The 22,285-nt window shown below is 66.5% G+C and carries 25 protein-coding genes; 15 read left to right on the top strand and 10 right to left on the bottom strand.

Features of this window, described 5'->3' with window-relative positions:
• Positions 1–18: 18 nt before the first annotated feature.
• The 6 genes from QMG28_RS12770 to rpiA form a co-directional block, all read right to left on the bottom strand.
• A complete protein-coding gene (locus tag QMG28_RS12770; protein WP_434784441.1) occupies positions 19–216 on the bottom strand; it encodes a DUF2065 domain-containing protein in 198 nt (65 codons plus the stop codon).
• Positions 213–1,100, bottom strand: coding sequence for a protease modulator HflC (hflC, locus tag QMG28_RS12765; protein ID WP_281842696.1), 888 nt, complete (start codon positions 1,098–1,100; stop codon positions 213–215). Before hflC ends, QMG28_RS12770 begins: the two co-directional genes overlap by 4 nt.
• The gene (gene hflK, locus QMG28_RS12760; protein ID WP_281842695.1) at positions 1,100–2,248 is read right to left on the bottom strand and encodes an FtsH protease activity modulator HflK; all 1,149 of its coding nucleotides are present in this window, start codon (positions 2,246–2,248) and stop codon (positions 1,100–1,102) included. Before hflK ends, hflC begins: the two co-directional genes overlap by 1 nt.
• A gap of 88 nt (positions 2,249–2,336) precedes the next feature.
• The gene (gene gor / locus QMG28_RS12755) at positions 2,337–3,695 is read right to left on the bottom strand and encodes a glutathione-disulfide reductase (RefSeq protein WP_281842694.1); all 1,359 of its coding nucleotides are present in this window, start codon (positions 3,693–3,695) and stop codon (positions 2,337–2,339) included.
• A gap of 224 nt (positions 3,696–3,919) precedes the next feature.
• Positions 3,920–4,387 carry a hypothetical protein gene (locus QMG28_RS12750; RefSeq protein WP_281842693.1) on the bottom strand — a complete coding sequence of 156 codons (468 nt, stop codon included), beginning with the start codon at positions 4,385–4,387 and terminating at the stop codon, positions 3,920–3,922.
• A 7-nt stretch (positions 4,388–4,394) separates the two neighbouring features.
• Positions 4,395–5,177 (bottom strand): ribose-5-phosphate isomerase RpiA, encoded by a 783-nt coding sequence (gene rpiA / locus QMG28_RS12745; RefSeq protein WP_281842692.1) that lies wholly within the window; start codon positions 5,175–5,177, stop codon positions 4,395–4,397.
• Between the two features lie 263 nt (positions 5,178–5,440).
• Between rpiA and QMG28_RS12740 the strand changes: the two genes are divergently transcribed.
• The 3 genes from QMG28_RS12740 (at position 5,441) to QMG28_RS12730 (ending at position 7,790) form a co-directional block, all read left to right on the top strand.
• Complete coding sequence (locus QMG28_RS12740) at positions 5,441–5,794, top strand: YbaN family protein (RefSeq protein ID WP_281842691.1); 354 nt, start codon at positions 5,441–5,443, stop codon at positions 5,792–5,794.
• A 106-nt stretch (positions 5,795–5,900) separates the two neighbouring features.
• Positions 5,901–7,280 carry an L-serine ammonia-lyase gene (locus QMG28_RS12735; RefSeq protein WP_281842690.1) on the top strand — a complete coding sequence of 460 codons (1,380 nt, stop codon included), beginning with the start codon at positions 5,901–5,903 and terminating at the stop codon, positions 7,278–7,280.
• 51 nt (positions 7,281–7,331) lie between these two features.
• Positions 7,332–7,790 (top strand): DUF2267 domain-containing protein, encoded by a 459-nt coding sequence (locus QMG28_RS12730; RefSeq protein ID WP_281842689.1) that lies wholly within the window; start codon positions 7,332–7,334, stop codon positions 7,788–7,790.
• Here QMG28_RS12730 and QMG28_RS12725 read toward each other — a convergent pair.
• Positions 7,787–8,449 (bottom strand): thiamine diphosphokinase, encoded by a 663-nt coding sequence (locus QMG28_RS12725; protein WP_281842688.1) that lies wholly within the window; start codon positions 8,447–8,449, stop codon positions 7,787–7,789. The genes QMG28_RS12730 and QMG28_RS12725 overlap by 4 nt on opposite strands.
• A gap of 141 nt (positions 8,450–8,590) precedes the next feature.
• Here QMG28_RS12725 and QMG28_RS12720 point away from each other — a divergent pair, with 141 nt between their 5' ends.
• The gene (locus QMG28_RS12720) at positions 8,591–10,702 is read left to right on the top strand and encodes a hypothetical protein (RefSeq protein WP_281842687.1); all 2,112 of its coding nucleotides are present in this window, start codon (positions 8,591–8,593) and stop codon (positions 10,700–10,702) included.
• 45 nt (positions 10,703–10,747) lie between these two features.
• On the opposite strand, the gene QMG28_RS12715 is transcribed toward QMG28_RS12720, so the two are convergent.
• Complete coding sequence (locus QMG28_RS12715) at positions 10,748–10,972, bottom strand: DUF2842 domain-containing protein (RefSeq protein ID WP_281842686.1); 225 nt, start codon at positions 10,970–10,972, stop codon at positions 10,748–10,750.
• Positions 10,973–10,976: 4 nt separating this feature from the next.
• Positions 10,977–12,269 (bottom strand): adenylosuccinate synthase, encoded by a 1,293-nt coding sequence (locus QMG28_RS12710; protein ID WP_281842685.1) that lies wholly within the window; start codon positions 12,267–12,269, stop codon positions 10,977–10,979.
• Between the two features lie 138 nt (positions 12,270–12,407).
• On the opposite strand from QMG28_RS12710, the gene QMG28_RS12705 reads away from it, so the two are divergent.
• The 11 genes from QMG28_RS12705 (at position 12,408) to QMG28_RS12655 (ending at position 21,650) form a co-directional block, all read left to right on the top strand.
• Positions 12,408–12,902 carry a hypothetical protein gene (locus tag QMG28_RS12705; protein WP_281842684.1) on the top strand — a complete coding sequence of 165 codons (495 nt, stop codon included), beginning with the start codon at positions 12,408–12,410 and terminating at the stop codon, positions 12,900–12,902.
• Between the two features lie 73 nt (positions 12,903–12,975).
• On the top strand, positions 12,976–13,374 hold the full coding sequence (locus tag QMG28_RS12700; protein WP_281842683.1) for a DUF6524 family protein: 399 nt from the start codon (positions 12,976–12,978) through the stop codon (positions 13,372–13,374).
• Between the two features lie 77 nt (positions 13,375–13,451).
• Positions 13,452–13,853, top strand: a complete 402-nt coding sequence (gene secG, locus QMG28_RS12695) for a preprotein translocase subunit SecG (protein WP_281842682.1) — start codon at positions 13,452–13,454, stop codon at positions 13,851–13,853.
• Between the two features lie 239 nt (positions 13,854–14,092).
• Entirely contained in the window at positions 14,093–15,736 is a 1,644-nt protein-coding gene (pyrG, locus tag QMG28_RS12690) for a CTP synthase (protein WP_281842681.1), read from the top strand.
• Between the two features lie 93 nt (positions 15,737–15,829).
• Positions 15,830–16,282, top strand: a complete 453-nt coding sequence (locus tag QMG28_RS12685; RefSeq protein ID WP_281842680.1) for a tellurite resistance TerB family protein — start codon at positions 15,830–15,832, stop codon at positions 16,280–16,282.
• 35 nt (positions 16,283–16,317) lie between these two features.
• On the top strand, positions 16,318–16,755 hold the full coding sequence (locus QMG28_RS12680; protein ID WP_281842679.1) for a tellurite resistance TerB family protein: 438 nt from the start codon (positions 16,318–16,320) through the stop codon (positions 16,753–16,755).
• Positions 16,756–16,884: 129 nt separating this feature from the next.
• Positions 16,885–17,664, top strand: a complete 780-nt coding sequence (locus tag QMG28_RS12675) for an ABC transporter ATP-binding protein (RefSeq protein ID WP_281842678.1) — start codon at positions 16,885–16,887, stop codon at positions 17,662–17,664.
• 23 nt (positions 17,665–17,687) lie between these two features.
• Positions 17,688–18,404: a transporter substrate-binding domain-containing protein gene (locus QMG28_RS12670; RefSeq protein ID WP_281842677.1), complete on the top strand. Its 717-nt coding sequence runs from the start codon at positions 17,688–17,690 to the stop codon at positions 18,402–18,404.
• A 56-nt stretch (positions 18,405–18,460) separates the two neighbouring features.
• Positions 18,461–19,345 carry an ABC transporter permease gene (locus tag QMG28_RS12665; RefSeq protein WP_281842676.1) on the top strand — a complete coding sequence of 295 codons (885 nt, stop codon included), beginning with the start codon at positions 18,461–18,463 and terminating at the stop codon, positions 19,343–19,345.
• Positions 19,342–20,148, top strand: coding sequence for an ABC transporter permease (locus tag QMG28_RS12660; protein WP_281842675.1), 807 nt, complete (start codon positions 19,342–19,344; stop codon positions 20,146–20,148). The genes QMG28_RS12665 and QMG28_RS12660 overlap by 4 nt, the downstream gene beginning before the upstream one ends.
• Positions 20,149–20,333: 185 nt before the next feature.
• A complete protein-coding gene (locus QMG28_RS12655; RefSeq protein WP_281842674.1) occupies positions 20,334–21,650 on the top strand; it encodes a DUF8689 domain-containing protein in 1,317 nt (438 codons plus the stop codon).
• A 98-nt stretch (positions 21,651–21,748) separates the two neighbouring features.
• On the opposite strand, the gene QMG28_RS12650 is transcribed toward QMG28_RS12655, so the two are convergent.
• Positions 21,749–22,243 (bottom strand): DUF4405 domain-containing protein, encoded by a 495-nt coding sequence (locus tag QMG28_RS12650; protein WP_281842673.1) that lies wholly within the window; start codon positions 22,241–22,243, stop codon positions 21,749–21,751.
• Positions 22,244–22,285: the final 42 nt, after the last annotated feature.

The raw sequence follows: 22,285 nt of genomic DNA, 5'->3' as shown, positions 1-22,285 counted from the left end.
GGCCCGCAGCCGCCGGTCCTACACCCCCAGCGCGCGCCCCAGCCAGACCAGCATGACGCCCAGCGCCACGGCAGCCAGGCCGATGACGCGGCGCTGGTCGCGGCTGATCGAGGCCATCATCTCAACCAGCTCGTCCAGACGCGAAGGGGCCAGTGCGAACACCAGCCCCTCGATCACGAGCACGAGGCCGAGGCCCAGCGCGATCCAGCCCATCATTCGGCCGCCGGGGCCGCCGGGCCGGTATCCGACTTGAGATAGTCGAAGAACTCGCTGTCGGGCGAAATCACCAGCGTCGAGTTTTCGCCCTTCAGGCTTTCCTCGTAGGCTTTCAGCGAGCGATAGAAGGCGAAGAACTCCGGATCGCGCCCGAAGGCATCGGCGAAGATCGCGTTGCGCTGCGCATCGGCCTCACCGCGAATGATCTCCGATTGCTTGCGCGCCTCCGAGGTGGTCTCGACCACGGTCCGGTCGGCCTGCGCACGCACCCGCTGCGCCGCCTCGTTGCCGCGGGCGATCTCGTCGGCCGCTTCACGCTGGCGCTCGGCCCGCATCCGCTCGAAGGTGGCCGCGAGGTTCTGCTCGGGCAGATCGGCGCGCTTGATCCGCACGTCGATCACCTCGACGCCGAGCGCCGCCGCCTCGTCGCGCGACTGGTCGCGGATCTGGTTCATCAGCGCCGCCCGGTCGACCGAAAGCACGGCCCCCGAATCGACCTGGCCGAGAACCTGCCGCAATTCGGCGTTCAGGATCCGTTCAAGCCGCTGCCGCGCACCGGTGATGCCCGACGCCCCGACCGCACGGCGGAACTGGGTCGCGTCGGAGATGCGCCAGCGCGCAAAGGCATCGACCACGAGCCGGCGGTCGTCGGCCGGCGTCACTTCGAGCGGCTCGGTATCGAGCGGCAGGATACGGTCGTCGTATTTGGCGATCTCGTGCAGCACCGGCACTTTGAAATAAAGCCCCGGCTCGGTGATTTCCGCCGTCACCTCGCCGAACCACAGGCGCAGCGCCTTTTCGCGTTCGTCGACGATGTAGAAGGAATTGAGCCCGACGATCACCGCGAGAACGATGACGCCGATAAGTATCTGTGTCCGTCGCATCAGTTCGCGCTCCCCGTATCGGTAGACCGGCGCAGCTCGTTGAGCGGCAGGTAGGGCACCACGCCCGAACCGCCCGAGCCGCCAACGCCATCGTCGATGATCACCTTGTCGACATCCCCAAGCACGCGCTCCAGGGTTTCGATGTAAAGGCGCTTGCGGGTCACGTCCGCAGCCTTGGCGTATTCGTCGTAGACCGCGACGAAGCGCGCCGCCTCACCCTCGGCCTCGTTGACCACCTGGGCGCGGTAGGCTTCCGCCTCTTCGAGCAGTTGCGCGGCTTCACCCCGCGCGCCGGCGATCACCTGGTTGGCATAGGCGTCGGCCTGCTTTTCAAGCGTGTCGCGGGTTTGCTCCGCCGCCTGCACCTCACGGAAGCTGTCGATCACCTCGCGCGGCGGGTCGGCCCGGTCGAAGTTGACGCGCACGATACTCACGCCCGACTGGTAGCTGTCGAGGGTCGACTGGATCAGCTCTTCCAGCTCCTGGGCGATCGCCGCACGGTCGCGGTTGAGGATCGGGGCGAGGTTCGAGCGGCCGATGATCTCACGCATCGCCGATTCCGAAACCGCGGTGATGGTGTCGACCGGCTCGGCGATGTTGAAGACGAAATCCTCGATATTGCCGATGTTCCAGACCACCTGAAAGTCGATATCGACGATGTTTTCATCGCCGGTCAGCATCAGCCCGGCATCGAGGCCGGTGCCGATATCGACGGTGTTCTCCCGGGTCACCGGGTAGATTTCCTTGGTCACCACCGGCCAGGGCGCGAAGTTGAGGCCCTCGGTGCCGACCGCATAACGCTCGCCGAACAGAAGCTCGACGGATTGCTCCGAGGTGTCGACCCGGTAGAACGAGGCGAAGACCCAGGCCACGATCACGGCCAGAACGGCCAGCGCGATCCCGCCCCGGCCGATCCTCGGCCCCGGCGCATCGCCATTGCCATTGCCGCCGCCGCGACGGCCGGCGCCACCGCGCCCGCCCATCAGCACGCGCAACTGCTCCTGGCCTTTCTTCATCAGATCGTCGATTTCCGGTATCTGCGGCCCGTCGCCGCCCGGGGGGCGTCGTCCGCCCCTGTCATCGCCACCGCCCGAGCCCGGTCGGTTGCCACCGCCGCCGCCCCAGGGGCCGCCATTGTCACTGGCCATATTGGTCCGTTCCTCTTTTCACTCAGTCCAAGGGGTTCGGGCCTGATTTGTGCCTCCACCCCGATGTTTTCAACCCGGTTGTAGCCGTTTAGTGGCTCCGGGTCGGCTGTTTCATCAGCACGATTTCCTCCGCCATGGTCGGATGCACCGCGACCGTCCGGTCGAAATCGGCCTTGGTCGCCCCCATCTTGATCGCCACGGCGGCGAGCTGGATCATCTCGCCCGCCCCGTCGGCGACGATGTGGCAGCCCAGAACCTTCTGGCTCTCCTGGCTCACGATCAGCTTGAACAGCACCCGCTCGGCCCGCCCGATAAAGCTTTTCTGCATCGGCCGGAAGGCGGCGCAATAGACATCGACGCATTCGCGCTCGCGCGCCTGCTCCTCGGTCAGCCCGACCGAGCCGTATTCCGGCGTGGTGAACACCGCCGAGGGCACAAGCTCGTGGTCGGGTTTGGTCGGGTTGCCCCTGAACACCGTCTCGACAAAGGCGGCGCCCTCGCGGATCGCCACCGGAGTAAGCTGGATGCGGTTGGTCACATCGCCCACGGCATAGATCGAGGGCACCGAGGTCTGGCCGTACTCGTCCACGATCACCTCGCCCCAGCGGCCCAGCGTCACCCCCGCCTCTTCCAGCCCGAGGCCGGTGGTGTTGGGATGGCGGCCGGTGGCGTAGAGCACCTGGTCGAACTCGTCCTCACGCCCGTCGGTGCCCTTGACCCAGATCCGGCCGCCCCGCTTTTCCATCCGCTCGACCTCGAGGCCGACATGAAGGTCGACGCCCTGACCGCGAATGATCTCGGCAAGATGGCCGCGCACCTCGTCGTCGAAGCCGCGCAGGATCTGCGCGCCGCGGTACCATTGCGCCACATGCGCGCCGAGGCCCTTGAAAATCGTGGCGAATTCGCAGGCGATATAGCCGCCGCCGACGATCAGGATGCGCTCTGGGAAGGTGTCGAGGTGGAAGATATCGTTCGAGGTGATCGCCAGTTCCGCGCCCGGCGTGGTCGGGACATAGGGCGCGCCGCCGGTGGCGATGAGGATATGTTTGGCAGTGAAGCTCTCGCCGGTCGACAGCGTCACTTTATGCGGATCGCTCACCGTGGCGCGGGCATCGTAGATATCGGCCCCCGCCTTGCCGAGATTGCTGCGGTAGATCCCTTCGAGCCGGTCAAGCTCGGCATGCAGCTTGGGCCGGAACCGGCCCCAGTTGAAGCTGCCGCCCTCGTAATCCCAGCCATAATCGCGCGCCTCCTCGGCGGCGGGGCCGTAATGCGAGGCGAAGACCATCAGCTTCTTCGGCACGCAGCCGCGGATCACGCAGGTGCCGCCCATGCGGAATTCCTCTGCCAGCGCCACCTTCGCGCCGGTCTCGGCCGCCACACGGCCTGCGCGCACGCCGCCGGAGCCGCCGCCGATGACGAAAAGATCGTAGTCGAATGTGGACATGGGTGGCCCTCGTCTGGTTTCAGCCGTTGCTAACGCAGCCGGGGCGGGAAGGCCAGTGGTGCTGTCGGCCCGCCTGCGCGGGCCGACCCGCCGGGAGGGCGCTGCCCTCCCGGACCTGGACGAAAGGGCATTTGCCCTTTCGGTAACCCGGCAGGCGATTTCGCAATTCGAAATCGCCGAGAGGGCCCGTGAGGTATTTCACGAACGAAGAAGGGACGCGCCAGTCAGCCTTTACCCATCGTCGGCACCCGGTATTCGAGCCTGGGCAAGCGCGTCTTGAGCGCGGCGAGCAGTTCCTTTGCCGCCTCCGGCCCCATATCCCGGGTGGCGATGGGCACGATCCGCACCCGGCCACCGGAGGCGGGGCCGACCACGAGCCCGCCAAGACCCTTTTCGGGGTCGATCGTATGGGCCTGGATCTCGCCCCAGCGCGCCTGCATCTCGCGGCCCGAGGGCAGGCACACCGTCACCCCGGCGGCGGTAACCTTCGCCACATAGCGCATCCGCACGAGCGAGACCGCCTTGCCGACGGCCAGGCCGAGCAGCGCGCCGCCGACCAGCCAGCCGATCCAGCCCCAGGGGCCGATCAGCGCCAGCACCAGCGCCGCTGCGCCGAACACCGCATAGGTGACAAGCTGGATCAGCTTGGCGCGCTTGCGCGCGGGCAGGACGGGAAAGGTCGTATCGGCCATCCCCGCCTCAGAGATCCTTGAAGATATTGTCGTCGTCGGCGAAGTGGATCACGTCTTCGTGGTGGGTGCCTTCGTTGATGTCGATCACCTCGACCCGGCCCGATTGATGGCCGATCACCACCTTGTCGCAGATGTCGATGAACAGCCCGTTTTCCACCACGCCGGGGATCTGGTTGAGGATCAGCGCCAGCTTGCGCGGATCGCCGATCCGTTGCAGATGCAGGTCAACGATATGATTGCCCTCGTCGGTGACGAAGGGCGCATCGCCGTTCATCCTGAGCGTGCCGCTCCGGCCCAGCACATCCATCCCGTCGAGGCTTTCCTCGATCAGCGCCTTGGTGGTCTGCCAGCCGAAGGGCACCACCTCCACCGGCAGCGGGAAGGCGCCGAGATGCTCGACCTGCTTGGACGGGTCGGTGATGACGATCATCATGTCCGACGCCGTGGCGACGATCTTTTCCTGCAGCAGCGCGCCGCCTCCGCCTTTGATCAGGTTCAGGTCGGCGTCGAATTCGTCGGCCCCGTCGATGGTGAGGTCGAGCCAGCGCGCCTCGTCGAGGCTGACCACCTCGATCCCCACCTGCGCCGCCAGTTCGGCGGTGCGCGTCGAGGTGGGCACGCCCATGATCGTCAGCCCTTCCTCGCGCACCCGCTCGCCCAGCGCGCGCACCATCCAGGCGGCGGTGGAGCCGGTGCCGAGGCCGACGCGCATCTTGTCTTCGACGAAATCCACCGCCCGCTTCGCGGCGACGAACTTTGCGGTGTCGATCGGTGAGAGGTTGGACGACATCCCCGACTCCTTCTTTCGTGTTCCCGCCGCTTATAGGAAAGAAGGGGCGAGCGCGCGAGGGGCAAATCGGCCGGTTCGCCGGTCATCGGGGGCTTTCGCCCTGCCCGGCGGCGGATTAGGTTACCAGCATGCTTATGCTCGGGACATATCGTAACGCCACGAAAACCCGGCCGGCCGCCACGCCGGGGGCGTTTGTGGCCCTGCCACGCCGGTGGGCGGGAGCCGATCCGGCCGGCCAGGCCCGCCCGATAATGTAGCCCGCGATGGGACGGTTCGGTTTCCTTGCATTGGGATGGGGCGCGCTGGCGCTGGGGCTGGCGGGGCTCGCCCTGCCGGTGCTGCCGACCACCCCGTTTCTGCTGGTGGCCGCCTTCGGGTTCGGCAGGGCATCGCCGGGCTTGCGCAACTGGCTCGTCGATCATCCGCGCCTTGGCCCGCCGATCCGCGACTGGGAAGAACGCGGCGCGATCTCGGCGCGCACCAAGGCCCGCGCGGTGATCGCCATGGCCGCCGTATTGGCGCTCAGCCTCGCCCTCGGCGTGCCGGGCTGGGCGCTGGCCGTGCAGGGGGTGGGCATCGCCATCGGCGCCGCCTTCGTGCTCACCCGCCCCAGCTGATCCGCCGCCACCCCGAGACCCGGCCAAACCGGGCGCGGGACGTCGCTTTCGAACCTGCGGCGCGGCGCATCCGTGTCATTTTTGAGCGAACCAGCGGGAGCGCGCGATGTTTCTGTCCGTTTTCGAGATCTTCAAGGTCGGGATCGGCCCGTCCTCCTCGCATACGATGGGGCCGATGGTGGCTGCCGGGCGGTTTCTCGACACGCTGCGCGCCAGCCACCTCGTGGCGCAGGGGCTGCGCGCCACGCTCCACGGCTCGCTCGCCCATACCGGCGTGGGCCATGCCACCGACCGGGCGGTGATCCTCGGCCTCGCGGGCTTTCTGCCCGACGATTACGATGCCGGGGCGGCGGAGGCGGAGCTGGGCCGGATCATCGCCGAGGGCCATGTCTGCCCCGAAGGGCTGCCGCAGCTCGCCTTCGCCCCCGCCCGCGATCTGATCTTCGACCGGGGCGCGCCGCTGCCCGGCCATCCCAACGGGCTGAAGCTGATAGCCACCGATGCGCAGGGCGACGTGATCGTGCAGGAGACCTATTATTCGATCGGCGGCGGCTTCGTGGTGACCGGGGCCGAGCAGGAGGCCGGCGCGGCGCGTGAAGAACGCGGGCGCAGCGGCCACCCCTACCCGTTCGGGACCGCCGCCCAAATGCTCGACATGGCGGCGGCCTCCGGCAAGACCATCGCCGAGATGAAGCGCGCCAACGAGCGCCACCACCGCGGCCCCGCCGAGATCGACGCCGGGATCGCACGGATCTGGGCGGTGATGAGCGCCTGCATCGACCGTGGGCTTGCGGGCCAGGGCATCCTGCCCGGCGGGCTCGGCGTGAAGCGGCGCGCGGGCGCGATTCACGAGCGGCTGCAGGCCGAGGCCGGGCTGAACCTCGCCGCGCCGCATATCGCCAATGAATGGATGAGTGTCTACGCCATGGCGGTGAACGAGGAAAACGCCGCCGGCGGTCAAGTGGTGACCGCGCCCACCAATGGCGCCGCCGGCGTGGTGCCCGCCGTAATCCGCTACTGGCTCGACCATGTGCCGGGCGCCACCGAGGCGCGCCTGCCGGACTTTCTGCTCACCGCCGCCGCCATCGGTGGGCTGATCAAGCACAATGCCTCGATCTCGGGCGCCGAGCTTGGCTGCCAGGCCGAGGTCGGGTCGGCCTCGGCGATGGCCGCCGCCGGGCTTGCGGCGGTTCTGGGCGGCAACCCGGCACAGATCGAGAATGCCGCCGAGATCGCGCTGGAGCATCACCTCGGCATGACCTGCGACCCGGTGAAAGGGCTGGTGCAGGTGCCCTGCATCGAGCGCAACGGGCTTGGCGCGATCAAGGCCGTCTCGGCGGCGGCGCTGGCGCTGCGCGGCGACGGCACCCATTTCGTGCCGCTCGACAATTGCATCGCCGCCATGGCCGAGACCGGGCGCGACATGCATGAGAAGTATAAAGAGACCGCGCTTGGCGGGCTGGCGGTGGCGGTGCCGAATTGTTGACCCCGGCGCGAGCGTGCTACACTCCCCCTGCCCGCCGGAAAGGAAAACCCGATGCCGATGCCCTGGGCCTACCGCCACGCCAGCAAGGACTGGCAGGCCTTCCTCGCCGACGCGAAGGAGGCGCTCGGCCTGAGCTCCGACAATATGACCTATACCGCCGTGCAGGGCGTGCTTACCGCCTTCCGCGCCCGGCTTGCCCCGCGCGAAGTGATGGCCTTCGCCGATCTTCTGCCCGCCGTGCTGCGCGCGCTCTTCGTGGCGGGCTGGGATCCGGAGGCCGCGCCAAAGCCCTGGGCCGACCGCGCCACGCTGGAAGCGGAGGCGCGCGGGCTGCGGCCCGATCATAACCTCACCCCCGATCACGCCATCGAACCCGTTGCCATCGCGCTGCGCCGCGCCCTGCGGCAGATCGACCTCGACCGGCTGCTTGAGCGAATCGGGCCGGAGGCCGAGGCGTTCTGGCGGGTGACAAGCGTGAGCGCAGGGGCGCTGGAACGGCGGATCGTCTAGCCGGCCAGCGCCGCGATTGCCGCGTCGAGTCCGGCGCGCGGCAGGATCACCAGAAGGCCATGCCCGTTCGGGGCGATCTCCACCCGCTCCGCCACCGCCCGGTTCGAGGTGCCCACCCGCCCCCAGGGCGCGAGGCGCAGCCGGTCGAGCGGCCATTCCAGCCCGGCGCCGTCCACCACGACCTCGGCCATGGGAAAGAGCGAAACGCGCATGCCCACCGGCAGCATCAGACTGACGGGCTTCGGTGCGTGAAAGCAGATATCGCGCTCGCCGACGAGGATGCAGGGCTGCCCCGCATGGCGCACCAGCGCGTTGTAGCAGGCAAGCTCATGATCGAGCCGCCCGCCCATGAAGCCCGCGCCGAGGATCAGCGGCGCCTCGACCGTGCTCAGCGCCTTTTCGAAATCGGTGCTTTCCTGCTCGGCGATCTCGTGCAGGATCGCCGGATCGAGCCGGGCGCGGGTGGCATCGTCGAGGCTGTCCATGTCGCCGACAACGCGCTGCGGCATCAGGCCGATCTCAAGCGCCCGGGCGGCGGCGCCATCGCAGACGACGAGATTCGGCGCGCGCGTCAAGCAATCGGAAACACTTGCCGGCGTAAGCTCACCCCCGCCGAGGAGCGTTACTTTTTCCGAAAAGGGTGCAAAACCGGCTTTCATATGCCTAACTGTATCCGATCTGGAAACTATCCATATTCCCGCCGCGAAAAAACACCGGCAATTTCCCGGTTTTGTGCAATTTCAACGTGGTGTCCATGGTAAACCGATTGTTGCTGGATCGGGGGAGAAAGCGACAAGTAGATGGTGAACACGAGCAGGATCCTCACCGTTTCTTACGGCACCTTCAGCTGTACGCTGGAAGGATTCGACGACCCGTTTTCAACGATGCGGTCGATTGCCGAGTATTTCCGCGACCTTGCGGCGGATGACCGTTACTTCGGGGCCGAGCCGCCGACGCCGGATGCCGAGATGCTGCATCGTATCGCCGAGCGCGAGATTCAGAGGCGGGTCGAGGCGAAGGTGAGCGAGCATGGCGTGATTCTGCGCCAGACCGATGACGATGCGGTCGCCGCTCCCGCCGGGCTGATCGCCGACAGCGCCGCCGACGAGGCCGCGCGCGAGGCCGAGGCGCAAGCCGCCCGCGACGCGGAACAGGCCAAGGCGGATGCGGCGCGCAAGGCAGCCGAGGAAGACGCCCGCAAAGCCGCCGAAGAAGAGGCCGCGCGCAAAGCCGCTGAAGAGGAAGCCGAACGCAAGGCCGCCGAGGCGGCCGAAGCCGCCCGCAAGGCGGCGGAGGAAGAGGCCGCACGCAAGGCCGCGGAAGAGGCTGCACGCAAGGCTGAGGAAGAGGCGAAAGCCGCAGAGGCCGCCAGGGCGCAAGCCGAGGCCGAAGAGGCCGCCCGCCGCGCCGAGGAAGAAGCACGCGCCGCCGCCGAGGCCGAGGAGGCCGACCAGCCCGTCGCCGGATCGGTGACCGACAAGCTGATGCGCATCCGCGCCGTGGTCGACAATGGCGATGGCGATTTTCTCGAAGATGAGAACGGTGAGGAATATTTCGCCGATCTCTCCGATGAATATGAAGACGTGCTCGAAGACGCCCTCACCGGCGGCGATGAGCAGAGCGCTGACGACGACAACGACGCGATCAGCGCCGTGCTCGGCTCGCTCACCCACCCCGCAGTGATGGAAGAGGACGAGGTGATCGTGGCCGATGAGGCCGGGGCCGACGAGGATGACGACGACGTCGCCAGCCTGATCGCCGGGCTCGATGAGAACGACGCCGACATCGCCGAGGACGAAGCCGAAGCGGCCGCGGACGCCGACGCGCCGGCGCCGGATGCGCGCCCGCGCCCGGTTGCCCGCGTTATCAAGGTGCGCCGCCCGATGCCCGCCAAGCCCGCCGAAGCCGAGTATGAGGACGAGGATGACGGTTTCGCGGTGCCCGGCGAAAGCACGCTGTCGGACGAAGATGAGGCCGACCTCGCCGCCGAACTCGCCGAAGTCGCGCGCGCAACCGTTGCCGACCACGACGAGGCCGAGCGCGCCGCCTATGCCGACGAGGACGAAGAGGACGAAGCCACCGAAGCCGGGCACGATCCGCTCGCCATCGACGAGGCCGACGAGATGCCTGCCGACCGGATCGAAGTGCCGCACCGCGCGCCGCTTCGCACCGCTTTCGACGAGCATGAGCTGTCGGATACCGACACCGCCGTCGACCGGATCCTGGCCAAGACCAACACCCAGCTCGAAAGCGGCGAGGCCTCGCGCCGGCGCTCGGCGATCCAGCACCTCAAGCAAGCCGTCCAGGCCACCCGCGCCGATGGCGACGCACCGTCGAAAGACGAAGAGGAGCAGGAAGCGCAGGATGCCTACCGCGCCGATCTGGCCCGTGTGGTGCGCCCGCGCCGCCCCGATGCCGGTGACATGCAGGGCAAGCGCCCGCACCGCCGCCTCGCGCCGCTGGTGCTGGTTTCCGAACAGCGGATCGACGAACCGGCAGACGCCACCGCCTCCGAGCCGGCCCAGCCGGTTTCGCCGGTGCGTCCGCGCCGGGTGGCGGCGGGCAATCTGGCCGTGGCCCGCGATATCGACGAGGATGAACTGGATGGCGACGCCGAAGCCGATGCCACCCCGATGGTGGCCGGGTTCCGCGCCTTCCTCGATCATCAGGATGCCGAGGGCTATGACGACGTGGTCGAGGCCGGTGTCGCCTTCTTCACCCAGGAAGTCGGCCGCGCCAACGTGACCCGCCCGCAGCTGATGACGCTGGTGCGCAGCACCATGCCCGACATGTCGCGCGAAGAGGGCCTGCGCGCCTTCGGCAAATTGCTGCGCGATGGCCGCATCACCAAGGTCAAGCGCGGGATTTTCGTGCTGAGCAAGAAAAGCCGGTTCTTCGACGCCGACGCCTGAGCGCCGGTCAACCGCCTGAAAGACTGAACGGAGTGGCCCTCGCGGTCACTCCGTTTCGTTTTCGCCGTCCGGATCGGGGCGGGCAATGCCGAGAAACAGCCGTTTGAGCGGCAGTGCCCAGATCACGCCAAGCCCGACATAGACCGCAAGCTCCACCAGCAGGCTTGGCCGCTCGAACTGGCCGACGATCACCACCGCAAGGATGATATAGGCCGGCAGGCCGAGAACGAGCACCAGGATAGCGAGGCGTTTGCGTGCTTTGAAGGTCATCGGCTCAGTCCGCGAAAGGATCGGTGACGAGGATCGTATCTTCCCGCTCGGGGCTGGTCGAGAGCAGCGCCACCGGGCAGTCGATCAACTCCTCCACGCGGCGCACATATTTGATCGCCTCCGCCGGCAATTCGGCCCAACTGCGTGCGCCCTCGGTCGACTGGCTCCAGCCCGGCATCGTCTCGTAAACCGGGGTCACCCGCGCCTGCTGATCGGCGGCGGTGGGCAGATAATCGAGCTTTTCGCCGTCGAGTTCGTAGCCGGTGCAGATTTTCAGCTCCTCAAAGCCGTCGAGCACGTCGAGCTTGGTCAGCGCAATGCCGTTGATGCCGTTGATCGCGCAGGTCTGGCGCACCAGCGCGGCATCGAACCAGCCGCAGCGGCGCTTGCGCCCGGTGGTGGTGCCCCATTCATGGCCGCGCTCGCCCAGCCGGTCGCCATCGGCGTCGAACAGCTCGGTCGGAAACGGCCCCTCGCCCACCCGGGTGGTATAGGCCTTGACGATGCCGAGCACGTAATCGACGCTGCCCGGCCCCACGCCCACGCCCGTTGCCGCCTGGCCGGCGATGACGTTCGAGGAGGTCACATAAGGATAGGTGCCGAAGTCGATATCGAGCAGCGAGCCTTGCGCGCCTTCGAACAGGATGCGCTTGCCGGCCTTGCGCTTTTCGTTCAGCACCTTCCAGACCGGCGCGGCATAGGCGAGGATTTTCGGCGCGATTTCATTCAGTTGCGCGATCAGCGCCGCCTTGTCGATTGCTTCCAGCCCAAGCCCCGCCCGCAGCGCATTATGGTGCACCAGCGCCCGGTCGACGCGCAGTTCCAACGTCGCCGGATCGGCGAGGTCGGCGACGCGGATCACCCGGCGGCCCACCTTGTCTTCATAGGCCGGGCCAATGCCCCGCCCGGTGGTGCCGATCTTGGCCACCGAGTTCTGCGCCTCGCGCGCCCGGTCGAGCTCGCCGTGGAATGGCAGGATCAGCGGCGTATTCTCCGCGATCATCAGGTTTTCGGGGGTGATCGTCACGCCCTGTTTGGCAATCGCCTCGATCTCGCTCACCAGATGCCAGGGGTCGAGCACCACGCCGTTGCCGATCACCGAGAGCTTGCCGCCGCGCACCACGCCCGAGGGCAGCGCGTTGAGCTTGAACACCTCGCCGTCGATCACCAGAGTATGGCCGGCATTATGGCCGCCCTGAAAGCGGCAGACCACATCGGCGCGCTCGCTCAGCCAGTCCACCAGCTTGCCTTTTCCCTCGTCGCCCCACTGGGCGCCCACGACGACAACGTTGGCCATATGATCCTCCGGGTGTGAAGCCGGGCACCGTATAGCGGGCCGCGGGCCTGGGCGAAACAACAATTTCGTGCCACAGTCACGCCCGATTGCACTGGTATCCGACAGGCGTACCAGTCTGGGAACGAACCGATGCGCGTTATGAGTATCCTGCTTTTCAGTCTTGCCGGTTTCGCCGTTCTGGCCGCCGCGGTCCTCGGCTGGCAGGGCGTCGCCATCTGGGACGACAGCTCGGGCATGGGGCCTATCGTCACCGTTTTTTATCTTTCCCTGGCCGTGGTCCTGGTGATGCTCGCCGGGGCCGTAATCGCCCTCGGTCTGGCCGCTCGGTTCCACGGCCAACGGCGGAATCCGATGCGCAGCTCCGCAATGGCGCCGGGCCCGCCGCCTGACCGCGCCGGCAAAGACAACCGCGCCGGCCTCTGGCTGATGTGGGGCGCACCCCTGGTGGCACTCGGCGGCCTCGCGCTATCGGTCGCGCGCACCCTGCCATGGGCCACCCGCAGTGACTGGGAATCCGCCTTTACCCTCTTTGCCGTGCTCGTTGGCGCGTTGAACCCCATCATCGTCGCCGCCGTGATGCTGGCGGTCGGGGCCTGGCTGCGCCGTAACGCCCGCGCGGCTCCGAAGCGCTGAGCGCACCCGCCCGAGTTACGCAGTCTGGACAGGCCCGCCTGCTTCGGTGAAGGGTAGGAAAACGGAGACCGAGATGGGCTTTTTCCTGCGCTGGCTGTTCGCCTTCGTGCTGGTGGCGGCGACGTTCAATCCGACCAGCTTCAATTACGTCCGCTGGGCCAGCAGCCACCTGACCGGCCAGCTTCCCCTCACGGTGCTGCTCGGGCTGCTCCTGCTCGTAGCCTGGGTGATCTACCTTCGCGCCACAATCCGCTCGATTGGCGGCTTCGGCATTCTCCTGGTCACCGCTGTGGTTGCGGCTTTGCTCTGGGTGTTGTGGGACTGGGGCTGGCTATCGCTCGACGACCCCGATTTCAGCCTCTGGATCGGCCTGTTCGCCGTCTCGCTGGTGCTCGGCATCGGCATGAGCTGGTCCTTCGTGCGCCGGGCGATCTCCGGGCAATACGACGTCGACGACGCCGATGAAGAATGAACCGCGGGCATTCGGGGTTGCCCCTTCGTGCGGTTGCCCCTAGATAGCCCCATCGAGACAGAAACCCGGGGTCCCTGATGGAAAACGTCCTTCTCGTCATTCTGCTGATCCTCGCGCTGGCGCTGATCGCCATCGTGCTGATGCAACGTTCCGAAGGCGGCGGCCTCGGGATCGGCGGCGGCGGCGGTGGTGGCGTGATGTCGGCCCGCGGCGCGGCCACCGCGCTCGGCAAGGTCACCTGGGGGCTCGGGATCGCCTTTCTCGCCACCTCGCTGGCGATGACCATCGTTTCGGCGCGCAACTCCGCCGCCACCTCGGTGATCGACCGCGTCGGCGAGGAAACCGCCCCGGCCACGACCGAGACCACCCCCGCCGCGCCCGGCCTGCCGGACGTGACGGACCTGATGCCGCCCGGCAGCAACACCGCCCCGGCCGAAACGCCGGGCGACGCGCCGCTGGCCCCGCCGCGCGCCGACTGAGCCGCGCACAGGCGGGCTGAGCCCCCCGGAGGCCACTCCGGGGGCCCGTTCCCGCCCCCTCTCGACACCACAAGACCTTGAGGGCGCGAGACAAATCGCCCCATCATCTAGCGTTTCGGTTGCGCGGGGGCCGAGAATCGGCTATATCTCAAATCCCGTGATGGAGCGATTTAGCCGGGCCGTTGAGCCGGTGTGTGCGCTCCCAAGACAGACGCAAAATCACGGGGGCAGCCCAGCACATGGCACGATACATCTTCATCACCGGGGGCGTGGTCTCTTCGCTCGGCAAGGGGCTTACCTCGGCGGCGCTCGGCGCATTGCTGCAGGCGCGCGGCTTCACCGTCCGGCTGCGCAAGCTCGACCCCTATCTCAACGTCGATCCCGGCACGATGAGCCCGTTCGAGCATGGCGAGGTGTTCGTCACCGACGATGGCGCCGAAACCGATCTCGACCTGGGCCATTACGAGCGCTTCACCGGCGTGGCGGCGCGCAATACCGACTCGGTCTCGTCAGGCCGGATCTATACCTCGGTGCTGGAGCGGGAACGCCGGGGCGATTACCTCGGCAAGACCATCCAGGTGATTCCGCACGTCACCAACGAGATCAAGGACTGGATCGCGGTGGGCGATGACGAGGTCGATTTCATGCTGTGCGAGATCGGCGGCACGGTGGGCGATATCGAGGCGCTGCCCTTCTTCGAAGCGATCCGCCAGTTCAGCCAGGAGCGCGAGCGCGGCCAGTGCATCTTCATGCACCTTACCCTGATCCCCTATCTCGCCGCCTCGGGCGAGCTCAAAACCAAGCCCACCCAGCACTCGGTGAAGGAACTGCGCTCGATCGGCATCGCGCCCGACGTGCTGGTCACCCGCGCCGAGCACCCGATCCCCGACAAGGAGCGCGAGAAGATCGCGCTGTTCTGCAATGTGCGCAAGGAAGCCGTCATCCCGGCCTATGACCTCAAGTCGATCTATGAAGCACCAATGGCCTATCACGCGGTCGGACTCGATCAGGCCGTGCTCGACGCCTTCCAGATCAGCCCCGCGCCAAAGCCCGACCTCAGCCGCTGGCAGGATGTGGAAGACCGCATCAACCACGCCGAGGGCGAAGTGAAAGTGGCCATCGTCGGCAAATACGTGGCGCTGGAAGACGCCTACAAGTCGATCAAGGAGGCACTGACCCATGGCGGCATGGCCAACCGCACCAAGGTGAAGGCGGAGTGGATCGACGCCGAGATCTTCGAGCAGGAAGATCCTGCCCCCTATCTCGAAGGCTATCACGCCATCCTCGTGCCCGGCGGCTTCGGCGAGCGCGGCACCGAGGGCAAGATCAGGGCCGCCGAATTCGCCCGCACCCGCAAGATCCCCTATCTCGGCATCTGTCTCGGGATGCAGATGGCGGTGATCGAAGCGGCGCGCAACGTGATCGGGATCGACAATGCCGGCAGCGAGGAATTTGACCACGAAGCCGGGAAAAAGCGTTTCACCCCGGTGGTTTACCACCTCAAGGAATGGGTGCAGGGCAATTACAAGGTGAAGCGCAAGGTCTCCGACGACAAGGGCGGCACGATGCGGCTCGGCGCCTATACCGCCCAGCTCAAGGAAGGCTCGAAAGTGGCCGAGGTCTATGGCACGACCAGCATCGAGGAGCGCCATCGCCACCGCTACGAGGTGGATATCCAGTACCGCAAGGAGCTGGAACAGGCCGGGCTGGTGTTTTCCGGCATGTCGCCCGATGGGCGGTTGCCCGAGATCGTCGAGTGGAAGGACCACCCCTGGTTCATCGGCGTGCAATATCACCCCGAGCTGAAATCCAAGCCCTTCGCTCCGGCGCCGCTGTTTGCCGATTTCATCCGCGCGGCGAAAGAGGTGGAACGGCTGGTCTGAGAGCGGTGACGCAAAGCCCGCGCGGCGGCGCGTGGGGTATTTGCGCCAAGCCAAAGAGGCGCTAGGCTCGGCGCAAAACCGGGGACGGCATTCATGTTCAACGCGCTCATCGCCCGCCTCAAGGGCCACCCGAAAGACAAGCCGCTGCCCGCGCTCGACGTGCGCCTTGCCATGGCGGCGCTCCTCGTGCGGATGGCCAAGGCGGACGAGCATTACGCCTTTGAGGAGATCGCCGAGATCGACACGATCCTCGCCCGCGCCCACGGGCTGAACCCGGTCGAGGCGGCGAAGCTGCGCGCCGATGCCGAGCGGATCGAGGCCGCCGGCCCAGACACCGCCGATTTCATCGCCGAGGTGCAGGGCCATACCCCCTATGAAGACCGCGCCGCGCTGTTCGGCGCACTGTGGGATGTGGGGCTGGCCGACCGCGCGCTGCAGCCGCAGGAAGAAGCCTTTCTCACCGGCTTGGGGGCGGCGCTCGGCCTCTCCCCCGCCGATGCCGCCGACACCGCCCGGCGCCATGACAAGCCCGACACGCAGCCGTGATTGGCAGCCGGGTTTTTCCGGCCTATATCATCCACATGCTCGATCGCCTTCTCAAATCCCTCTTCGCCCCCGCACCGCAGCCGCTGGCCGATGCCGATGCGCGGCTCGCCCTTACCGCGCTGCTCGTCCGCCTTGCCCGGTCCGATAACGATTACGCCCGCGCCGAGATCGACCAGATCGAACAGATCATCGCCGCGCGCTACCAGCTCGGCCAGGCCGAGGCCGCCGAGTTGCGCCAGCAGGCCGAGGCGGTGGAGGCCGAGGCGCCCGACACGGTGCGCTTCACCCAGGCGATCAAGGAAGCGGTACCTTACGAAGACCGCCGCCGCGTGGTCGAAAGCGCCTGGATGGTGGTTCTGGCAGACGGCGCGCGGGCCGACGAGGAAGACGCGCTGATGCGCATGGTCGCGGCCCTTCTGGGCGTGAACGACCGCGACAGCAACATCGCGCGGCAGAAAGCGGCCAAATCCTGAGCAGCACGCCCGCTCCTTGCGCGCCGGCGGCGACGTAGCGGAAGGTAAAGCGACCAATCGGTAAAAACCGTTGCATCGTGAAGCATTTTGCGCCCTACTCGGTCCCCGGAACAACCGGCTGCCGAGACCTTGCTAGATACAAACCCGCCCGTCATAGAGATCCGCGACCTCCACAAGTCTTACGGCGAACTGGAGGTTCTCAAGGGCGTCGATCTGGTCGCGCCGCGCGGTCATGTGGTGGCGCTGATCGGCTCGTCCGGCTCAGGCAAATCCACCCTGCTGCGCTGCGCCAACCTGCTTGAAGAGAGCCAGCGGGGCGAAATCTTCTTCGAGGGGGAACCGATTCAGTGGCGCGGCGAAGGGGCCGGCCGCCACCCCGCCGACCGGGCGCAGGTGACGCGCATCCGCACCAACCTGTCGATGGTGTTTCAGCAGTTCAACCTCTGGGCCCATATGACCATCCTCGAAAACGTGATGGAGGCGCCGGTGACGGTGCTAAAGCGCGACCGGGCCGAGGTCGAGGAGCGCGCCCGGCATTATCTCGACAAGGTCGGTATCGGCGACAAGGCCGATGCCTGGCCGGCGCAGCTTTCGGGCGGTCAGCAGCAGCGTGCCGCCATCGCCCGCGCGCTCTGCATGGAGCCGCGCGCGCTGTTGTTCGACGAGCCCACCTCGGCGCTCGATCCCGAGTTGGAACAGGAGGTGGTGAAGGTGATCAAGGACCTCGCCACCGAAGGCCGCACCATGATAATCGTGACCCATGACATGCGCCTCGCGGCGGATGTGGCGGATCACGTGATCTTCCTGCATCTGGGGAAGATCGAAGAAGAAGGCCCCCCCGAGGCGGTCTTCGGCAACCCGCAAACCGAGCGGCTGCGGCAGTTTCTTTCTGCCACCGCTCATGCCTGACATCTGACAAGGGAGAAAAGCAGATGAACAAGCTGATCCTGACAACCGCCGTGCTCGCGCTCGCCGCCGGCGGCGCCATGGCACAGGACGTTGTCCGCATGGGCACCGAGGGCGCCTACCCTCCGTGGAACTTCATCGACGATAACGGCGATGTGGCCGGCTTCGAGCGCGAGCTGGGCGATGAGCTTTGCGCCCGCGCCGAACTGAATTGCGAATGGGTGACCAACGAGTGGGATTCGATCATTCCCAACCTCGTCTCGGGCAATTACGACACCATCATCGCCGGCATGTCGATCACGGCAGAACGTGACGAAGTGATTGATTTCACGCAAGAATACACCCCGCCCGATCCGTCGTGCTACGTTGCCCTCTCGGATGACGTGGATGTCGACGGTGGCATCGTCACCGCTCAGACCTCGACGATCCAGGCCGCCTTCGTGGCCGAGGCCGGCGCGACGCTGGTGGAATTCGCGACGCCCGAAGAAACCATCGCCGCCGTGCGCTCGGGCGAAGCCGACGCGGTGCTCGCCGATTGCTCCTACTTGCAGCCGATCGCCGACGAAGAGGCCGATCTTGTCATGCTCGAACGCAACGAGCAGATCGGCGGCGGCGTGGGCATGGGCCTGCGCGAGAGCGATGCCGATCTGAAAGCGAAGTTCGACGCGGCGATCTCGTCGATGAAGGACGATGGCTCGCTGAACGCGCTGATCGAAAAATGGGAAGTGGCCAGCACCTTCTGAGCTGACCCGCCCGGCCCTCCGCTCCGGCGGGGGGCCAGACCCGCTGGGGCCCCGCGATGTTTTCCACCTGCGCCGATCCCTCCACGCTCGACGGCCTGAGCTGGCTTGCCTGCTACCTCACCACCGGCAAGCATATGGCGTTTTACCTGTCCTTCGGCACGGTTCTGCTGCTGCTCGCCGTCACCGCACCCGCCGCGCTGCTGTTCGGCTTTGGCGGTGCCGCCGCCGCGCGCTCGCGCTTCGCGCCGCTGAGCTGGCTCGGCAAGGCCTATACCTCGATCGTGCGCGGCGTGCCCGACATCGCCTTTTTCCTGTTCTTCGTCATCGCGCTGGATCAGGCGTTCGAATATGTCCGCCACCGGGTCAAATGCCCCGACTGGAGCGAGCCGGTGCGCCAGGGCAACGATTTCGTGGTCTGCACCGCCGCCAAGCTGCCGCTTTCGACCAGCCCGCAATGGGTGCATGAAACCTACGGCTTCTTGCTTGCCGTGCTCACCTTCGCCATCGTCTTCGGCGCCTTCGCGGCCAATGTGCTCTACGGCGCGATGAAGGCGGTGCCGCGCGCGCAGATGGAAACCGCCGAAGCCTATGGCATGACCCACCGCCAGGCGTTCTGGCGCATCCTCGTGCCGCAGATGTGGGTCTATGCCCTGCCCGGCCTTGGCAATCTGTGGATGATCCTGATCAAAGCCACGCCGCTGCTGTTTTTGCTCGGGGTCGAGGATATCGTTTACTGGGCGCGCGAGCTGGGCGGCACCAAGGCGGCCAGGTTCACCGCCTATCCGCATGGCGACTGGCGGCTTTACTATTTCGGCGCGCTGCTGGTCTTCTACCTGTTCCTCACCTGGGTGTCGGAGAAGGTTCTGGCGCGGGTGATGGCGCGGCTCAGTCACGGCCAGGCCACCGCCGCCGGCGAAGCGATGCGAAAGGCGGGGGCATGAGCTGCATCCAGACCATTGCGGATTACGGGCTGCGCTCCATCGGCATCGGCGAGCGGCTGCTGCCGAAAACCGATTTCACCCTCTGCCAGCAATTCACCCTGATCGGCTCGGGGATGATCTGGAACGTCTATTTCGGCGTGCTCGCCCTGCTGGCGGGGTTCCTGCTGGCCACGGCGGTGGCGATCGGCAAGGGCTCGCGGCACCTGATCTTCCGCAAGCCCGCCGAATGGTTCATCTTCATCTTCCGCGGCTCGCCGCTCTTCATCCAGTTCTTCTTCGCCTATTTCGCCTTCCTGTCGCTGAAAGGGGTCAGCCCGGTCTTCGATCCGCTCACCTCGGCCTGGCTCGGCGCGGCGATCGTGCTGTTTCTCAACACATCGGCCTATACCGGCGAGATTTTCCACGGCGCGCTGAAGGCGATCCCGAAAGGCGATCTGGAAGCCGCCGACGCCTATGGGCTGACCGGCCGGCACCGGTTCCGGCGGATCACCTTCCCGACCATGCTGCGCCTCGCCTGGCCCGGCTATACCAACGAGGCGATCTTTCTGTTCCACGCCACGACGCTGGTGTTCTTCTCCGGCTTTCCGGCCTGGCAACAGCGCGGCGACGCGCTCTATTACGCCAATTACTTCGCCGACAAGACCTTCAACCCCTTCATCCCCTACCCGATTCTGGCGATGTATTTCATCCTGCTCACCCTCACGGTGATCTGGATTTACGGGGCAATCGGCCGGCGGCTGAACCGGCATCTGCCCACCGAAGCGCGCCGGCCGATGCGGTTTCGCCCGACGCTGATCCGCTAGGTCAGCCCCGCCGTTAACCGCATACAAAAACATCTTGCGCATGATCGCGCGGCGGCGGGCTTTCGTTTTGGTTGCCCGAATGGCCCCCGACGGGTAGGATTGCCGCAAAACAAGGCGCCGCTGTCAGGCGTCGGATCAGGCAATTCGCACCACCACGCCGCAATATCGAGGCCACGAGCATACCCATGAACATGCAGCCCACCACCTCCACCGTTCAGGCCCCGCCGCCCTGCACGTCGATGGCCGATACCGGCCTCACCCCGGTGATGATGCGCGACATCCTTCTCAAAACGATGTTCCGCATGAATCTTGAAATCGTGTCGGCGCTGGAAAAGGTGCTCGCCGTGCCCAACCGCGTGGTGCAGGAGCTGATGGACGATTGCCGCGGCCAGGGGCTTGTCGAGGCGCTCGGCACGCTGCACGCCAATTCGGGCGGCGAGATGGGCTACCGGCTGTCGGATGCGGGCAAGGCGCGCGCGCTCGATGCGCTGTCGCAATCGGAATATTACGGCGCGATGCCGGTGCCGATGGCCGATTACGGCGCGCAGGTGAAGCGCCAGTCGGTGCGCGACATCCAGATCACCCGCGACCAGCTTACCTCGGCGATGGGCCACCTGATCCTGCCGCCGGCCCTGCTCGACCATCTCGGCCCCGCCGTCGGCTCGGGCCGCTCGATCCTGATGTACGGGCCGCCGGGCAACGGTAAATCCTCGATCTCCAACGGCATCCGCGACGCGCTGGGTGACAAGATCTACATCCCCCGCGCGGTGGAATATAACGGCCAGGTCATCACCGTCTATGACCCGATCGTGCATTCCAGAGCCGAAGAGATCGTCGACGATCCGAATTCGCTGCGCCGCACCTCGAACAAGTTCGACAAGCGCTACGTGCTCTGCGAGCGGCCCACGGTGATCACCGGCGGCGAGCTTACGCTCGACATGCTCGACCTCAAATACAACCCCACCGCGCGCACCTATACCGCGCCCCTGCAGTTCAAATCCGCCGGCGGCGTGTTCATCGTCGACGACCTTGGCCGCCAGGCCGAGCCGCCGCAGGCGCTGATCAACCGCTGGATCGTGCCGCTGGAAGAAAACAAGGACATCCTCGCGCTGCAATCGGGCGAGAAATTCGAGGTGCCCTTCGACACGCTGGTGATCTTCTCCACCAACTTCCACCCCAACGAGATCTTCGACAAGGCGGCGCTGCGCCGGATCTTCTTCAAGATCAAGATCGACGGGCCGGATCAGGAAGGCTTTCTGAAAATCTTCGCGATGGTCGCCCGCAAGAAGGGGATGCCGCTCGACGAGGCGGCGCTGGTACATTTGCTGAAAACGAAATACCCCACCATCGGCGACATCTATGCCAACTACCAGCCGGTCTTCCTGATCGACCAGATGATCTCGATCTGCGAATTCGAGGGTATCCCCTATCAGATGAGCCCCGAGCTGATCGACCGCGCCTGGGCCAACATGTTCGTCAGCGAGGAGCATATCGAACATTGAGGCCGTGGCGGGGGGCCAGCCCCCCGCACCCCCCGGAGTATTTCGACCAAGAAAAAGGGGCCGCCGGATCTACCGCGCGGCCCCTTGGTCATACCCGCTCAGTCGTGGCTGAAAACCATGGCGATGATCTCGCCCTGCGCGGCGCGGTCGCCACCGGACAGAGCGGAGACGGTGCTGTCGGCGGTGGCGTCGATACCTGCCGCACCGAGCCGGGCGAGCACCGCATCGGTCTCTTCGCCGGCAAGGTCGGCCAGCGTCTCGATCCGGGCGGTGTTCATCGCCGCCATCGCCGCGCGGAAGCCCGAGGGGCCGCCCTCGCGCGCCGGCATCGAGACGAGCACCGTCGCCGCCATCGCCACCGCGCCCAGCCCCATCAGCGTGAGCCCGGCGGGGCGTTTGAAATAGGTGGTGAAGGCACGCCAGTTCAGCAGCAGGTGGGCAAAGACCGCCACCGCCATCAGCATTCCGATCCATTCATGGCTCACCCGGGTCAGCCCCGGCGCATAGTGGAAGAACAGGAATATGCCGGTCACCAGGGTGATCAGGGTGGTGGCCACGGTAAGGGGTGTGGCCCAGAGGCGCAGGGTTTTCATTGTCGGCTCCGTTTTCGCTTTCCGATGCCGGTGATACGCCGG

The organism is Sinisalibacter aestuarii, assembly GCF_027923545.1.
Taxonomy (GTDB): Bacteria; Pseudomonadota; Alphaproteobacteria; order Rhodobacterales; family Rhodobacteraceae; genus Sinisalibacter; species Sinisalibacter aestuarii.
This window is presented reverse-complemented; position numbering and strand designations above follow the sequence as displayed.

What these genes read in the sequence shown, in the direction of transcription:
- QMG28_RS12680 (WP_281842679.1), top strand. Translation starts at nt 16,318, where the DNA reads ATGCTCGATCGCCTTCTCAAATCCCTCTTCGCCCCCGCACCGCAGCCG.
- secG (WP_281842682.1), top strand. Translation starts at nt 13,452, where the DNA reads ATGGAAAACGTCCTTCTCGTCATTCTGCTGATCCTCGCGCTGGCGCTG.
- hflK (WP_281842695.1), bottom strand. Translation starts at nt 2,248, where the DNA reads ATGGCCAGTGACAATGGCGGCCCCTGGGGCGGCGGCGGTGGCAACCGA.
- QMG28_RS12710 (WP_281842685.1), bottom strand. Translation starts at nt 12,269, where the DNA reads ATGGCCAACGTTGTCGTCGTGGGCGCCCAGTGGGGCGACGAGGGAAAA.
- gor (WP_281842694.1), bottom strand. Translation starts at nt 3,695, where the DNA reads ATGTCCACATTCGACTACGATCTTTTCGTCATCGGCGGCGGCTCCGGC.
- QMG28_RS12665 (WP_281842676.1), top strand. Translation starts at nt 18,461, where the DNA reads ATGTTTTCCACCTGCGCCGATCCCTCCACGCTCGACGGCCTGAGCTGG.
- QMG28_RS12720 (WP_281842687.1), top strand. Translation starts at nt 8,591, where the DNA reads ATGGTGAACACGAGCAGGATCCTCACCGTTTCTTACGGCACCTTCAGC.
- QMG28_RS12685 (WP_281842680.1), top strand. Translation starts at nt 15,830, where the DNA reads ATGTTCAACGCGCTCATCGCCCGCCTCAAGGGCCACCCGAAAGACAAG.
- QMG28_RS12730 (WP_281842689.1), top strand. Translation starts at nt 7,332, where the DNA reads ATGCCGATGCCCTGGGCCTACCGCCACGCCAGCAAGGACTGGCAGGCC.
- rpiA (WP_281842692.1), bottom strand. Translation starts at nt 5,177, where the DNA reads ATGTCGTCCAACCTCTCACCGATCGACACCGCAAAGTTCGTCGCCGCG.
- QMG28_RS12770 (WP_434784441.1), bottom strand. Translation starts at nt 216, where the DNA reads ATGATGGGCTGGATCGCGCTGGGCCTCGGCCTCGTGCTCGTGATCGAG.
- QMG28_RS12660 (WP_281842675.1), top strand. Translation starts at nt 19,342, where the DNA reads ATGAGCTGCATCCAGACCATTGCGGATTACGGGCTGCGCTCCATCGGC.
- QMG28_RS12735 (WP_281842690.1), top strand. Translation starts at nt 5,901, where the DNA reads ATGTTTCTGTCCGTTTTCGAGATCTTCAAGGTCGGGATCGGCCCGTCC.
- hflC (WP_281842696.1), bottom strand. Translation starts at nt 1,100, where the DNA reads ATGCGACGGACACAGATACTTATCGGCGTCATCGTTCTCGCGGTGATC.
- pyrG (WP_281842681.1), top strand. Translation starts at nt 14,093, where the DNA reads ATGGCACGATACATCTTCATCACCGGGGGCGTGGTCTCTTCGCTCGGC.
- QMG28_RS12715 (WP_281842686.1), bottom strand. Translation starts at nt 10,972, where the DNA reads ATGACCTTCAAAGCACGCAAACGCCTCGCTATCCTGGTGCTCGTTCTC.
- QMG28_RS12700 (WP_281842683.1), top strand. Translation starts at nt 12,976, where the DNA reads ATGGGCTTTTTCCTGCGCTGGCTGTTCGCCTTCGTGCTGGTGGCGGCG.
- QMG28_RS12740 (WP_281842691.1), top strand. Translation starts at nt 5,441, where the DNA reads ATGGGACGGTTCGGTTTCCTTGCATTGGGATGGGGCGCGCTGGCGCTG.
- QMG28_RS12670 (WP_281842677.1), top strand. Translation starts at nt 17,688, where the DNA reads ATGAACAAGCTGATCCTGACAACCGCCGTGCTCGCGCTCGCCGCCGGC.
- QMG28_RS12750 (WP_281842693.1), bottom strand. Translation starts at nt 4,387, where the DNA reads ATGGCCGATACGACCTTTCCCGTCCTGCCCGCGCGCAAGCGCGCCAAG.
- QMG28_RS12655 (WP_281842674.1), top strand. Translation starts at nt 20,334, where the DNA reads ATGAACATGCAGCCCACCACCTCCACCGTTCAGGCCCCGCCGCCCTGC.
- QMG28_RS12725 (WP_281842688.1), bottom strand. Translation starts at nt 8,449, where the DNA reads ATGAAAGCCGGTTTTGCACCCTTTTCGGAAAAAGTAACGCTCCTCGGC.
- QMG28_RS12650 (WP_281842673.1), bottom strand. Translation starts at nt 22,243, where the DNA reads ATGAAAACCCTGCGCCTCTGGGCCACACCCCTTACCGTGGCCACCACC.
- QMG28_RS12705 (WP_281842684.1), top strand. Translation starts at nt 12,408, where the DNA reads ATGAGTATCCTGCTTTTCAGTCTTGCCGGTTTCGCCGTTCTGGCCGCC.